Genomic DNA, 14,299 nt, shown 5'->3' with positions numbered 1-14,299 from the left:
TCAAAAAGGGAATCAAAAAATCTGGGGATAACAGCGATCGGAAGGTTATTCTGTCATCGGAGTGGCCAGTGTAAATACTCCACAGTTAACATATCGGCAAAAAAAATGAACCCGCTCGCGCGGGTCCCAACAGCATTATCTATTATCAAAAAGGGGGTCATGAGATAAGTTTACCCCCTGTCTGTTAGAGTTCAATTGCAGCTATATTTCAATTGTGTAACAAATGATTGAAGTTCGATTCATTTACGTTTGACTACTCTTACTCTATGTCATTGCGGCTTGTCAGATACCAGGGTTTGCAGGTCTTTTTCCTGAAGCGGTCTGACGTATTGTTCCCGGTACATACTGTACACTTTAACATCCATCAGGGATTCTGATCCCTCGTCATCCTCATCATGCAGTCCGAACGAGGGAAGACTCCGCTCATAGGACATCCCTATTTTGTTTAGCACCCGTTGTGAAGAAACATTGGCCTCATAACAACGTGCTTCCACCCTCCCCAGATGAAGATCGTCAAATCCAAACTGCAGCAGCCTCTGTACCGCCTCGGTAGCCACACCCCTGCCCCAACAGGACCTGTTCAGGATATAACCGATCTGTGCGGTACCATTCTGATCATTCCAGTGTTGGAATGAGGTGATCCCAATCACCTGTTCCTTGCCTCTCCAGCAGATCCCATAATGTAACGAATCCAGCTTGGTGCTGCTGCTCCGTATCTGGTTCAATAACCGTCTCGCCCTGATTGGCGTGGGCTGGCTTCCCCTATTCACATATCTTATGACTTGAGGATCGGAAAATAGTTCCGATAATGTGCTGTAATCACTTTGACGTAATGATCGCAGGACAAGACGCTCTGTCCATAAAGCCGGCAGACCTTGAACCAGCATTTTTCGGGTAAGCATGACAATCGCTCCTTTTGCCTAAACGGGCTCTAGTCCGGTAAGACAAGCATGCTCTGATGATGATCCGGCGTAATACCATTTGAACTGATCCACGAACTTTAGTATTCGCATTTTAGTATTAATATATTGCAACATTCAATTCCTCACGCTAAAAGGTCCAGATGCTGACTACTCCTGCAGCCCGCGATAGATACCCGTACGAATCTCACGAATATAGAAATCCAATGCAGGAACATTCGCCGACTGTGCAACCTGTACTTCTCGCTCAATATCATAAGGCACCCGCACAAATTGAACATTGAATGAGGTATTGTTATCGTTGCTGTCTTCACCCTCCAGAATGCAGTAGGAAGCTTGGGGAAGATCGAGTGGATTACCAACACTGCCTGCATTAAACAGTAACTTGCCGTTCATATACTGCAAGTATGCGTTATGCACATCCCCATAACCTACAACATCTGCAATACCTTGCTCAGGCTCATCAACCGGAGGATCAAACATTGCCAACCTCTTTTCCATCGCGTCCCACGGCTGTACACGATGGTACACACTTTGAGGTGAAGCATGGACCAGACGGATGGTGCGACCGCTCAGTTGAAATTGATGACTGAAGGGTAGGCCTGCCAAGTACGCCAATCGTTCCTCACCCAACCGTTCTGCTTGCCACGTAAAGTTCTCGTTGTCTTGGTTAACCGCAACCAGTTCATCCCAATTGCCACGGATGACAAGTTCGCACGTTGCTCTCACCTGATCCACAACCTGTACCGGTTCTGGCCCCTTGCCCACGAGGTCACCAAGACAAAAGATTCGCTCCACGCCACGACTTTGGATATCTTTTAACACTGCTTCCCAAGCAGTCATGTTGCCATGAATGTCGGATACAATCGCAATTCTTTCCATCTGGATAACCTCCATTCATGTTGAATCCTTTATGTTGTATATTCATCTTATATTCTTTTATGTGGTTGATCCTTTAAGCTCAAAAACCGTTAATTCCGGCCTGCACAGAAAACGAATCGGCAGTTGAGTCATGCCAAAACCACGATTCACATACACAGGCATCTGTGTCTGGGTGCTGTAATATACCCCCTGGACATCCGTGTAATACAATCCTTGAACATACTTGTGTGAACCTCGCGGAGTTGTCAGTGCCCCGATCCAGGGAAAACGTACCTGTCCACCATGGCTATGACCGGAAAGTTGTAATCCGAAACCATAGGGAGTGGCAATATCGGCGTAATCCGGTTCATGCATAAGTAACAATTTCCACACATCATGATCCAATCCCTTGATAGCTTGGGCAGGATCAGGCCTGCCTGTAAGTGCGTCATCCAGGCCAGCTATGGCCAGACGTTCGCCTCCTTGTTCAATCACCACATGTTCGTTCCGTAACAAAGTGAATCCGGCTTCACGGAACATGGTTGTCACTTCATTCTGCTGCCCGCCCCGATAATCATGATTCCCCAAAACTGCAAATTTGCCATACTTCGCTTGCATGGAGGCGAGTACCGGAATACATTCACGCATCGGCTCTGCTTCCCTCTCGACGATGTCTCCGGTAAAACAAATCAAGTCCGGTTGCTGCTCCTCAATCGTTGCTGCCAGCTTCTTCAGCTCTTTCACCCCGGTATGAAAACCAAGATGGGCATCGCTGAACTGAACTATACGCAAACCGTCAAATGCCTTTGGAAACTTCGGAAGTTTCAGCTCCACTTGCTTGATCTCCAGACGACGCGGTTCCCATAGCCAGGCATAACCTCCTGTAAGCAAACTGGCACCCGCTGTCATCAAAACCATGCGCAATAAGAAACTTCGGCGAGAGGGATCATGATCCTTTTCTTCTCCAGGAAACACAGACTCTTCTGTCCCTGGTGCTTTGTACGAGCGCTGGGACGGCGAGTTGTTACTGCCCTGACGCGGTGTCTCTGCCATATCTCCCCCTCCTTCTACGCTCTTAATCCATCCCCTTAGTATATCATATTCTGCATGTGTAGCCCGGTTCCTCTGCTTCATTACAAAAAGAAGCCGGGATCTCCGGCATGTTGCTGCACGGGATCACGACTTCTTCTAAGGTGCAGATTACACTTCTGCACATGTTATGGCGAGATTATACACCCAACCAGCGTTTGAACATATGCTTGGTCGTTTGTTTGTTCATTTCGGCAATGGAGGTTGTCAGCGGAATGCCTTTTGGACAGGATTGCACACAGTTCTGTGAGTTACCACAGCCCTCGATGCCTCCGTCTTCCATCAACGCTTCCAGACGATCGTCGGCGTTCATCTCCCCTGTTGGGTGAGCGTTGAACAGACGCACTTGGGACAGTGCTGCTGGACCGATAAAGTCTGTTTTCTCATTGACGTTCGGGCATGCTTCCAGACATACACCACATGTCATGCATTTGGACAGCTCATATGCCCACTGACGCTTCTTCTCAGGCATTCGTGGACCTGGACCAAGGTCATAGGTACCATCGATCGGAATCCATGCTTTTACGCGTTTCAGGGCGCTAAACATCCGGCTACGATCGATGACCAAGTCACGAACCACTGGGAATGTCTTCATCGGTTCGATACGAACAGGCTGTTCGAGCTTGTCGATCAGGGCTGCACATGCTTGACGTGGCTTGCCGTTGATGACCATGGAGCAGGCACCGCAGACTTCTTCGAGACAGTTGGAATCCCAGCACACGGGTGCAATGGATTTGCCATCTGTATTGACGGGGTTTCGCTGAATCTCCATCAGGGCGCTGATCACATTCATGTTGGGACGGTACGGAAGCTCAAATTCTTCGTTGTACGAAGATGACTCCGGGCTGTCCTGACGGGTGATGATAAACTTGACGGTTTTGTTGGCTGTAGCTTGTTCCGCCATATCGTAGTCCCCTCCTCTGGTGACGATGATTGTATTGCTGATGCGCAAAATGTTTTGGTGCACGGGAGACGCTTCGTCAGCGGAATGCCCCTCTGATCGCTGTTATCCCCGGATTTTTTTGATCAACCCTTCCCAGGGTTAAAATCCGGTGATAAAGGCGAGCGCTTCTTCTGGGCATTTCCGCTTCCTCCGCTACGTCGTGCATGCAGGGTCACTTTGCTGGAAAACTGCACTCCATTCATGCTGGATGGGCAGTATTGAAGTTCTGAAACATCGCTAAGGCGGTTTGCTTCTTCTGGGTATTTCCCTCACGTTGATGGCAGTAACTTTGAAGAAGCTTTGCTTCTTCAAAGTTCTCCTGCCTCTCGTTCAGGTGTTTAACTATTCATTACATGAATAGTGTGGTACTTCTTAATCCTTGGAGTAATCCCGGATACGTGGTGGGATCAAGGATACGTCTACTGGCTCGTACGAGATTTTCGGGCCTTCCTTCGACCAGCTTGCGATAGTCGTTTTCAGGAACTCTTCGTCATTACGTTCCGTGAATTCCGGTTTGTAATGCGCGCCGCGGCTTTCGTTACGCAGCAGTGCGCCTAGTGTCATCGCTTCTGCCAGTTCAATCATGTTCCACAGTTGGCGAGTGAATGCTGCGCTCGGGTTATTCCAACCGGAGCTGTCATACATGTTGATTTTTCCATAACGCTCTTTCAATTCCTTGATCTTGCCAATCGTGGCTTCAAGCTTGTCGTTGTATCGCACAACCGTCATGTTGGCTGTCATCCACTCGCCAAGCTCTTTATGAATGACATAGGCATTTTCCGTGCCCTGCATTTTCAAGATGCCTTCATATTTGTCGCTTTGTTGTTTGGTGTGTTTCTCAAATACGGAAGATGGGATGTCAGCGGACGATTTTTTAAGTCCTTTGATATATTCAGCCGCTTTTGGTCCAGCCACCATACCACCATAGATCGCAGATACCAATGAGTTTGCACCCAGACGGTTCGCACCATGGTATTGATATTCACATTCACCAGCTGCGAACAGCCCCGGAATGTTAGTCATTTGGTTATAATCTACCCACATGCCGCCCATGGAATAATGAACTGCCGGGAAGATTTTCATTGGGATTTTACGCGGGTCATCGCCCATGAACTTCTCATAGATCTCAATGATTCCGCCGAGTTTAACATCCAGTTCCTTTGGATCTTTGTGCGACAGGTCGAGATAAACCATGTTCTCACCGTTTACACCCAGACCCATATCTACGCAGACGCTGAAGATTTCACGAGTCGCGATATCACGTGGAACCAGGTTACCGTAGGATGGATATTTTTCTTCAAGGAAGTACCAAGGTTTTCCATCTTTGTACGTCCAGATCCGTCCACCTTCACCACGCGCGGATTCAGACATGAGACGTAACTTGTCATCCCCCGGAATCGCTGTCGGGTGAATCTGAATGAACTCCCCGTTGGCGTAATTTACACCTTGCTGATACACCGCACTTGCCGCTGTACCTGTGTTAATTACAGAGTTGGTCGTTTTACCGAAGATGATCCCCGGACCACCACTCGCCAGAATAACCGCTTCTGCCGGGAAGGTCTGTACCTTCATCGTTTTCAGATCCTGAGCCACGATCCCGCGACATACGCCTTCATCATCCAAAACCGCCTGCAGGAACTCCCAGTTCTCATATTTCGTAACCAGGCCAGCTGCTTCCCAGCGACGTACCTGCTCGTCTAATGCATAGAGCAATTGTTGTCCTGTTGTCGCTCCGGCAAACGCTGTACGGTGATGCTTCGTTCCTCCAAAACGACGGAAATCAAGCAAACCTTCCGGTGTCCGGTTGAACATTACGCCCATACGGTCCATCAAGTGAATGATGCCAGGTGCTGCTTCGCACATCGCTTTAACAGGAGGTTGGTTCGCAAGGAAGTCACCGCCGTATACCGTATCGTCAAAGTGTACCCATGGGGAGTCACCCTCACCCTTGGTATTTACCGCTCCGTTAATGCCGCCTTGTGCGCATACAGAGTGGGATCGTTTAACAGGAACCAGTGAAAATAAATGAACATGGACTCCGGCTTCAGCCGATTTGATCGCCGCCATCAATCCCGCGAGACCGCCGCCCACAATAATTACATTCGTTGATGCCATTGCTGTTCACTCCCTTATAAGTCAGCATTTATACGCTAAATGCTTAAATTAGAACTGTTTTTACTGCGTCAATCATCGAAGTAGCTGTCTGGAAATCAATGCTCCGGAAAGCAAATAGTGAAGCAATAAACATGATGGAAACAATAGCGAACAAGCTCATACATACGTAAGAGGATACACGTTGCGCACGCGGACCAACCGTAATTCCCCAGCTAACGAGGAACGACCACAGACCATTGGCAAAGTGATATGACGCCGCAACCACACTGATCATATATATCGCAAAGGTTATCGGATTCGTCACCGCATCATGTATGACGCCGCCAATCTCTTCATGGGATACATTCCCCAGCGCAATCTGTACTCGCGTCTCCCATACGTGCCAGATGACGAATACAAACGTAATAATACCGCTTACCCTCTGTAACGTGTAGCGCCAGTTGCGCTCATTGCCAAAACGGCCCACGTTAGGCTTGGCCTGATAGGCAATATAAAGACCGTATACACCGTGATAGAACAACGGCAGCCAGATAAGTAACGCCTCGATCACAATAACAAGAGGCAAACCGTTCAGAAATGCAACGGCACCGTAAAAAGCTTCTTTGCCGCCTTCAACTGCTGTGAAGTTTGTCACCAAATGCTCAGCAAAGAACAGACTGAGCGGAATGACGCCAAGCAAGGAGTGCAGCTTTCTGGAGTAAAACCCTTTCATAAAATGTCGATCCCCTTTCGCTAAATACAACGTTTTCATAAATGATTTCACTTATCATGACACGAATCCTTTTCCATGAAAAGGTTCGACAAATTGTTCCGTTTTCCCCAGGTGTGAACAACTTGTGTCACGAACCATGTTACTCCTTTTTTTCTTATAAGGGAATTGCAATATAATTATTAAATGTTATAACCTATAGGTATAAGCAGTGAAACATTGGGTTTACAGGCTATACAACATGGAAAACGATTAAGCAAGGGCAAGAATCACATTCATGGAAAAGAGGTTATTGTTCATGTTTGAGGAGTTAAATGCATTTGCGGCGGTCGTGGAGCAATCCAGCCTAAACCGCGCATCCAAGTTACTGAACTTGTCCCAACCCGCACTCTCACGCAAAATTGCCAAATTGGAGGATGAACTCGGGGTTGCCCTGTTCCACCGCCGTGGCAAACGGCTGGAGTTAACCAGTGTGGGCCAGTTCACCTATACCTACGCTGTAGAACAGAAGCAGCAGCAACAGAAGTTCCTCACCATGCTGGCCCAGTATAAAGACGAAGAACAGAGCACCATTACACTCGGAGCCAGTCTGACGACGCTTCAAACTACGTTACCACCTCTCGTCAATGCCTTTATGGAGAAACATCCAAATGCCGAACTGAAACTGTTGACGGGAAAAACACATGAAATTGTGTCGTTTGTGCGTGACAAAAAAGCCGATGTGGGCATTGTCGCCTCCTCCATCAGCGAAGTGGGGCTTAACTGTGTGCCGCTCTTTGACGATCACCTGGAACTGGTTGTGCCGCTTACACACCCCTTGTCCGGTAAGGAAGCCGGGATGGAGCATTTGCAGGATCTGCCGATGATCACGTTCTCCAAAGGCACCTGGTACCGCAAATTAACGGACGATCTTTTCCAGCGCTGTGCCGTGATGCCGGATATTCGCATGGAGATTGATTCCTTCGAAGCGATCATACGACTTCTGCCTTCCGCCAAAGCTGCTGCTCTATTGCCCAAGTCATATCTTCGTCCACAATTACTCGCGGACAATGATCTTGTTTCTGTTCATTTGCCTCAATTACAGCAGACCCGCAGAACAACCTGTATGATCTATGGAGAAAAAGAGGACCTCAGCGAGACTTCCAGACAATGGGTCAAGGAGACGGCTGCACTCTTTACAGCAAAGGCGCCATTACCCTCAAGGAGGACTACGACGCCTTTGCCTTGATCTGAACCAGCCAGGTTCTAACGCCTGGCTTCCATATTTAACTCCTCTTAATTATCAGCTCTCTTGGCTGATAACCTCTTCTTCAAATCGGTCGATATCTGCATTATTACCAATAATGACCATGATATCCCCCATTTGAAGCGAATCCAGTGCCGTCGGAGCAATAATGACCCCGGCTTCTTTCTGTAACGCTACAATGCTGCAACCAAAACGTACACGTGCATTCAGGGTCGAAAGGGTCTTGTTGTGCAGACAGGCGGGAACCTTCATCTCGACAATACTGTAATCATTGGATAATTCAATATAATCCAGCAAATTCGGGGTAACCAGCTGATGGGCAACCCGAATGCCCATATCCCGCTCAGGATAAACGACACGATCAATCCCCAGTTTATCCAATGCTCGTCCGTGAAGGACGGATATGGCCTTGGCCACGACCGTCTTGACGCCCAGCTCTTTTAACAGAATCGCGGTGAGAATGCTCGTCTGAATATCATCTCCGATGGCTACGATACCACAATCAAAATTACGAATACCCAGAGAGCGCAACACTTCCTCATCTGTGGCATCGGCTACAACGGCATGGGTGACCAATTCACTCATGTCTTCGACGACTTCTTCATTTTTATCGATCCCGAGTACCTCGTAGCCGAGTTCCATTAATTCCTGTGCCAGACTGGAGCCAAACCGCCCAAGCCCAATCACCGCAAACTGCTGTGTTTTCATTGTTCTTCACGAACCCCTTATCCAAATCATTTTCAATCACTAAAAATAGATTTATCCAATAATCATTTTGCCTTCCGGATACCTGTATAACTCTTTACCCTTTTTCTGCCCAAGTGCATACGCTAATGTGATCGGTCCAAGCCTTCCTGCAAACATCGTAAAACAGATCAGGAGTTTGCCCAATGTAGTCAACTTCAGCGTCAGTCCCAGCGATAATCCGACAGTACCAAAAGCCGATGTTGTTTCAAATAAGATCATCATAAAACTGGCGTCTTCTGTGGTACTCAGTGCCATCGTTACAGCTATGATGAATAAAAGCGCCAACAATGTAATGGTAAGCGCCTTAAAAATCCGTTCCTGTACGAGCCGATAGCGGAAAAACACGATATCTTCACGTCCACGCATCATGGCGATGACCGCGCCAGCCATAATCATAAATGTCGTTGTTTTGATCCCGCCTCCGGTAGAACCCGGCGAAGCACCAATGAACATCAGAATGATCATAAAGAACTGTGTTGCCTGTCTGAGTCCGGCAATATCTACGGTATTGGCTCCTGCTGTTCGCGGCGTAACGGACTGGAAGAATGAACCGAGAATTTTGCCACCCCAGTTCAGGCCACCCAGTGTCCGTGGATTGCTAAATTCAAATACGAAAATGACAAGTGCACCAAACACAATCAACAATCCAGTCATTAACAGTACAACTTTGGAGTGCAGAGACAGCTTCCGCGTTTTGCGGTAATCCACCAGGTCTGACAGCACTACAAAACCGATACCACCAGAGACAATCAGGAACATCGCTGTAAAATTAACCAACGGGTCATACACATAACCGGTCAGACTGCGGAAATCCCCAAACATATCAAAGCCCGCATTGTTGAACATGGAGATCGCATGCCAATAGCCATAATAGATCGCCTGTCCGACTGGCATGTCGAATGACCAGCGGATGGCAAACAGTGTGCCACATATGCCTTCGATAATGAGTGAGTAGATCACAACTTTACGAATGAGCCGGACGATGCCCTCCATCGTGCTCTGGTTCATCGCTTCCTGTAGAATCAACCTTTCTCTGAGCGAGATCCGCCGTTTGAACGCAATGGCAACCAACGTGGACATTGTCATGAAGCCCAGTCCGCCAATCTGAATCAGAAACGCGATCACAACCTGACCCAGCACCGAGAAGTGAGTCCCTGTATCGACCACTACCAAACCAGTGACACAAACAGCCGAAGTTGCTGTAAAGAGCGCATCAATAAATGCAAGACTGTCACCGTTACGGCTGGATGCCGGAAGCATTAACAGCAATGTGCCTACCAATATGATGCCAGCAAACCCTAACACAAGAATACGGGGCGGCGATAATCGCATCCATTGAACATTCAGTTTCACTTGAGTATCTTCCACCTCTTCTACAATGAAAATAACTCCACACCCGTGGAGCCTTCTTCATTTGTAATGCTATTGCCAAACGTTAAACATGTATGAATCAGATTAAAACGACATATATAATGAAGTTGGAATATATTCTATTCGTTCCCTTGTTGTGCGAAAGACATGCGAATCGTTGCACATTTGCTTCAAAATTATAAGCGTTGCGACGTTTGTAGACAAAACGTTTTTTGTGTAAATAGCATCGTATTCAGCCAAAAAGGGAAAAACTCAGATATGGCGACGGATGGATCAGATTCTTTCGGTCCTTTTCATTCATTTTCAAGGATTTACACCAGTTTTCGTTACATCATTGGCATTCGGTGCTTGGCCTGTGCTATGTTAACTTTAATATCCATATTAGTGCGTGTTCAAAAAGGGCGGTTTTCAGTACCAAGAAGATGGGATGAAGCCAGAGACTTTTTGAACAACCTCTATTAAATAAGGAGGAACAACATTACATGAATCCCTTAGGGCAGCCTTTGCAACTTAAGGCTAACTTCAAGCGGCTGGGGTTGCTTGCGGCGATTGGCCTGATTCTATTTTTTGTATTTCAGATCTTTCCTGCCACCTCATCGCAAACAACAGAAATTTCGTCTACGTCCTTCATAACCAAGGAGCAGGCGACGCAATCCGCACGATCATTCGCAGCTTCTGTGAATGACTATACACTGCCAAATGATGATGAAAAAACCCTGGTAACCTACCAGACACATTCGGATATCTACGGGTATATGGCCAAAACCAAACAACTTGATACCTATAACCAGAAATGGGAAACAAGCTATCCTTACGATGTATTCCGCGTTCGTTTGCCTGATCAGGACAAAGGCGGTTATCTTCATGTTGACGTACATATGAAAACAGGAAAAGTGGTCGGCTTCAAACGGGAACTGCCTTCTTCCCTCTACACCGCCATTGAGGCGGAACAAAGCACCGGGAAAGTGACCACATCGCAAGTACTTGCTGAAGGCAATATATCTTTGGACGAGAAACAACAGCTTGCGGCTGGCGTTCTGACCGAATTCGGTTATGAAGTGCCAGCACTTCAACTGGAGACTCGCGATGGTGAAGCGGGACTGAAGTATACAGATTCTGAAAAAACCATTGGAGACTCCAAGCTTGAACTGAATTTTACGTTTGAAGAGGGTGCGGTACGATCGTTCGATCCTGGCTTCTCGGTCCCTGAATCCCATACCGATTATGTGAAAGCTCAGACGCGACAAGCCAACTGGATGACCTATGGCGGCTATGCGTTCCTGACCCTTGTTCTGGGCGTGCTGGCCATTATCTATAGCATTCTGACCCGAACACATACGTCTTTCAAACGCGGGATCATTCTCTCGCTGGTGTATTTCGCAGCTTCGGTAATTGGCACGCTGAACATGATTCCTCTGCTTCAGGCACAGGGATTCTCCAACTTCATGTTAGCGTTCCTGATGTTATTTCAGATAGGTATTACACTGGTCATGAGTGCAACCATCTATCTATCCCTTGTTGCCGGTGACGGCATGTGGCGTAAAATAGGTCTGAACCCATGGCCTCGTGCCAAAGAACCGGGATATGGGAAATATGTACTTCACAGCATGGTTGCTGGTTACCTGTGGGCATTCATTCTACTGGGTGTGCAATCCATCCTGTTCTTCATTCTGGAGCGAAGCATCGGCACATGGTCAACAACGTCAGCAGATCAATCTACTTTTAATATGACCTATGCCTGGCTCTTCCCGATCATGGCCTGGATGGCCGGTATTGGTGAAGAAGCCGTCTATCGACTGTTCGGCATTCGTATGATGCAAAAGATTGTGCGTAACACGTTTATTGCCTGTCTGATTCCAACCATCATTTGGGCACTTGGACACACATTGTATCCGATCTATCCAGTAATCACCCGTCCCATTGAGCTGTTAGTGATTGGATTGCTGTTCAGTCTGATCATGCTGCGTCACGGCTTCATTGCCGTTGTATTCGCCCATGTGATCTTCGACAGCTTGCTGATGGGACTCAGCTTGGTCTTTATGGGAGATGCCCTGAATATGGCTGCCGGACTCTTCTGGATTGTACTCCCAGCCATCGTTGGATATGTGATCTACAAATTCAATCCAAAACAAAAAGAGAAGCCGTATGTTACGACTCCTCATCCCGAAGTGCTGCAATAATCTGATTTGCCAGTTTGTCACCAATAGATAGAGGCCGGAAGTCTTCAACGCTGGCCTCTTTTATTTTGCGCAAAGAGCCAAAATGTTTCAACAGCAACTTACGCCGCTTTTCTCCAATACCCGGAATGGCATCCAAACGTGATGTCACCATCGATTTGCCACGCTGTTCCCGGTGGAACGAGATCGCAAAACGGTGGACCTCTTCCTGTATCCGCTGCAACAGGTAGAATTCCTGACTATCCCGTGGCAGGGAGATGACTTCCGGTGGATTACCGATCATCAACTGCGAAGTTTTATGCTTCGCATCCTTCACCAGTCCACATACCGGAATAAACAGCCCCAGCTCATTTTCCAAAATATCAACCGCAGCCGAGATCTGTCCTTTACCACCATCGACCACAATCAGGTCAGGCTGGGTCAGGTTTTCTTTTAATACCCGCTCGTAACGGCGACGGATAACTTCTCTCATGGTTTCATAATCATCCGGTCCTTCAACCGAACGGACCTTGTATTTCCGATATTCCTTCTTATCCGGTTTACCATCGGTAAATACAATCATGGCAGATACCGGGTTCGTACCCTGGATGTTCGAGTTATCAAACGCTTCAATACGGTGAAGCTGATCCAGTCCAATATATCGGCCTAGCCCTTCAGCAGCTTTGGATGTCCGTTCTTCATTTCGCTCAATTAGGCGGAACTTCTCTTCCAGTGCTACACGTGCGTTATCTACAGCCATGGTGATCATCTGGCGTTTCAATCCACGTTGCGGGATGAGCACTTTGATCTCCAACCACTCCTGTAAAGCAGCAGCAACCTGAGTGGGGTCTTCCAGTCCTGATGGGAGCTTTTCAGTTGAAGTAGTTGTATCCATTATTGGAGCATCCTCTTGCATACTATCAGGCTGTTCAACTTCTGACTCAGCGGCACTTCCATAAGGTGCCCGGGTCTCAGCAACCAGTGGCTGGTTAGCGGTACTTTGCTCCACTTGTTGCGTCTGTTCGAACTCTATCGTAACTGCGGCAGGCACCGATCCATCAGCATCAGATAACGTATCCAAACTGTCGTTATCCGTTGCAAGATCCTTGGGCATTTCCGGCAACAAAATTTCTTGTGGCAATGCCGGATTATCACTGTAATACTGTGTTACATAGGACATGAAATCACTGTACGCCTCACCGTAAAACGGGAAGGTGGAGACATGGCGTTCGATCATTTTACCCTGACGCATATATAGAATCTGGACACACATCCAGCCTTTATCAATGGCAAAACCAAATACATCACGGTCTCTGGCATCGGCCATCGTAATTTTCTGTTTTTCCATCATCGCATCAATGGCTATTACTTGGTCGCGCAGTTCCTTGGCACGTTCAAAATAAAGATCCTCCGCAGCCTCTTGCATCTTACGCTGCAAATCCTTCTTGATCTCTTCGTGACCACCGCTCAGAAATGAACCAATCTCCTGGGAAATCTGGTCGTACTGCTCCTTCTCCACTTCCTTCACACAAGGGGCAAGACACTGTCCCATGTGATAGTACAGGCACACTTCTTTGGGCATTACACCACATTTGCGCAGAGGATACATGCGGTCGAGCAATTTTTTCGTTTGATGTGCCGCATATGAGTTCGGATAAGGTCCGAAATATTTGGCTTTATCTTTCAGCACACGCCTGGTTACTTCCAACCGGGGGTGCTTTTCATTTGTAATTTTAAGATACGGGAATGTCTTGTCATCCTTAAGCAACACGTTGTACCGCGGCATATGTTTCTTGATCAGGTTACACTCCAGAATAAGTGCTTCCATGTTACTGCCCGTCACGATATATTCAAAATCACGGATTTCGGAGACCAGTCGCTGAGTCTTTCCGTTATGACTACCGATAAAATAAGAGCGTACGCGGTTCTTCAGAACTTTAGCCTTACCTACATAGATAATCGTGCCTTCACTATTCTTCATCAGGTAACATCCAGACATATCTGGCAGCAAAGCGAGCTTGTGACGAATCTGCTCCAATGCCTTCTCCTGATCCTGCAAATCATTCATGAATTGGTCCATAATTCGGTGAATCCTCCTTCCCGAAAAAGCTGACATCCTCACGTTACATGAGTTACTCCGAT

11 protein-coding genes are annotated in these 14,299 nt (G+C 47.4%); 2 read left to right on the top strand and 9 right to left on the bottom strand.

From position 1 onward, the window contains the following. Positions 1-269 precede the first annotated feature (269 nt). The 6 genes from IFU39_RS27495 to IFU39_RS27470 all read right to left on the bottom strand — a co-directional run bounded on the left by IFU39_RS27495 (position 270) and on the right by IFU39_RS27470 (position 6,640). Complete coding sequence (locus IFU39_RS27495) at positions 270-902, bottom strand: GNAT family N-acetyltransferase (protein ID WP_091020854.1); 633 nt, start codon at positions 900-902, stop codon at positions 270-272. Between the two features lie 168 nt (positions 903-1,070). Further along, a complete protein-coding gene (locus IFU39_RS27490) occupies positions 1,071-1,802 on the bottom strand; it encodes a metallophosphoesterase family protein (protein ID WP_192135926.1) in 732 nt (243 codons plus the stop codon). A gap of 57 nt (positions 1,803-1,859) precedes the next feature. After that, positions 1,860-2,834 (bottom strand): metallophosphoesterase, encoded by a 975-nt coding sequence (locus tag IFU39_RS27485; RefSeq protein WP_105601261.1) that lies wholly within the window; start codon positions 2,832-2,834, stop codon positions 1,860-1,862. Between the two features lie 175 nt (positions 2,835-3,009). Then, positions 3,010-3,774, bottom strand: a complete 765-nt coding sequence (sdhB, locus tag IFU39_RS27480) for a succinate dehydrogenase iron-sulfur subunit (RefSeq protein WP_036605794.1) — start codon at positions 3,772-3,774, stop codon at positions 3,010-3,012. A gap of 411 nt (positions 3,775-4,185) precedes the next feature. Continuing rightward, positions 4,186-5,928, bottom strand: a complete 1,743-nt coding sequence (gene sdhA, locus IFU39_RS27475) for a succinate dehydrogenase flavoprotein subunit (protein ID WP_036673387.1) — start codon at positions 5,926-5,928, stop codon at positions 4,186-4,188. Between the two features lie 43 nt (positions 5,929-5,971). Then, on the bottom strand, positions 5,972-6,640 hold the full coding sequence (locus IFU39_RS27470) for a succinate dehydrogenase cytochrome b558 subunit (RefSeq protein WP_091020850.1): 669 nt from the start codon (positions 6,638-6,640) through the stop codon (positions 5,972-5,974). 295 nt (positions 6,641-6,935) lie between these two features. Here IFU39_RS27470 and IFU39_RS27465 point away from each other — a divergent pair, with 295 nt between their 5' ends. Further along, complete coding sequence (locus tag IFU39_RS27465; RefSeq protein ID WP_091020849.1) at positions 6,936-7,865, top strand: LysR family transcriptional regulator; 930 nt, start codon at positions 6,936-6,938, stop codon at positions 7,863-7,865. Positions 7,866-7,919: 54 nt separating this feature from the next. On the opposite strand, the gene IFU39_RS27460 is transcribed toward IFU39_RS27465, so the two are convergent. Next, the gene (locus IFU39_RS27460) at positions 7,920-8,591 is read right to left on the bottom strand and encodes a potassium channel family protein (RefSeq protein ID WP_091020848.1); all 672 of its coding nucleotides are present in this window, start codon (positions 8,589-8,591) and stop codon (positions 7,920-7,922) included. A 51-nt stretch (positions 8,592-8,642) separates the two neighbouring features. Then, positions 8,643-9,962: a TrkH family potassium uptake protein gene (locus IFU39_RS27455; protein ID WP_197997941.1), complete on the bottom strand. Its 1,320-nt coding sequence runs from the start codon at positions 9,960-9,962 to the stop codon at positions 8,643-8,645. 521 nt (positions 9,963-10,483) lie between these two features. On the opposite strand from IFU39_RS27455, the gene IFU39_RS27450 reads away from it, so the two are divergent. After that, positions 10,484-12,181: a CPBP family intramembrane glutamic endopeptidase gene (locus IFU39_RS27450; protein ID WP_192135924.1), complete on the top strand. Its 1,698-nt coding sequence runs from the start codon at positions 10,484-10,486 to the stop codon at positions 12,179-12,181. Here IFU39_RS27450 and uvrC read toward each other — a convergent pair. Continuing rightward, on the bottom strand, positions 12,150-14,237 hold the full coding sequence (gene uvrC, locus IFU39_RS27445; protein ID WP_192135922.1) for an excinuclease ABC subunit UvrC: 2,088 nt from the start codon (positions 14,235-14,237) through the stop codon (positions 12,150-12,152). The two genes, IFU39_RS27450 and uvrC, sit on opposite strands and share 32 nt — an antisense overlap. Positions 14,238-14,299: the final 62 nt, after the last annotated feature.

The organism is Paenibacillus sp. CFBP 13594 (genome assembly GCF_014842675.1).
GTDB classification, from domain to species: domain Bacteria; phylum Bacillota; class Bacilli; order Paenibacillales; family Paenibacillaceae; genus Paenibacillus; species Paenibacillus amylolyticus_B.
The sequence above is the reverse complement of the archived record's forward strand: the minus strand, read 5'-3'. Positions and strand labels throughout refer to the sequence as shown.

Bases quoted from the DNA above. Each gene is read 5' to 3' on its own strand.
- IFU39_RS27495 (WP_091020854.1), bottom strand. From the start codon at position 902: ATGCTTACCCGAAAAATGCTGGTTCAAGGTCTGCCGGCTTTATGGACA.
- IFU39_RS27490 (WP_192135926.1), bottom strand. From the start codon at position 1,802: ATGGAAAGAATTGCGATTGTATCCGACATTCATGGCAACATGACTGCT.
- IFU39_RS27485 (WP_105601261.1), bottom strand. From the start codon at position 2,834: ATGGCAGAGACACCGCGTCAGGGCAGTAACAACTCGCCGTCCCAGCGC.
- sdhB (WP_036605794.1), bottom strand. From the start codon at position 3,774: ATGGCGGAACAAGCTACAGCCAACAAAACCGTCAAGTTTATCATCACC.
- sdhA (WP_036673387.1), bottom strand. From the start codon at position 5,928: ATGGCATCAACGAATGTAATTATTGTGGGCGGCGGTCTCGCGGGATTG.
- IFU39_RS27470 (WP_091020850.1), bottom strand. From the start codon at position 6,640: ATGAAAGGGTTTTACTCCAGAAAGCTGCACTCCTTGCTTGGCGTCATT.
- IFU39_RS27465 (WP_091020849.1), top strand. From the start codon at position 6,936: ATGTTTGAGGAGTTAAATGCATTTGCGGCGGTCGTGGAGCAATCCAGC.
- IFU39_RS27460 (WP_091020848.1), bottom strand. From the start codon at position 8,591: ATGAAAACACAGCAGTTTGCGGTGATTGGGCTTGGGCGGTTTGGCTCC.
- IFU39_RS27455 (WP_197997941.1), bottom strand. From the start codon at position 9,962: ATGCGATTATCGCCGCCCCGTATTCTTGTGTTAGGGTTTGCTGGCATC.
- IFU39_RS27450 (WP_192135924.1), top strand. From the start codon at position 10,484: ATGAATCCCTTAGGGCAGCCTTTGCAACTTAAGGCTAACTTCAAGCGG.
- uvrC (WP_192135922.1), bottom strand. From the start codon at position 14,237: ATGGACCAATTCATGAATGATTTGCAGGATCAGGAGAAGGCATTGGAG.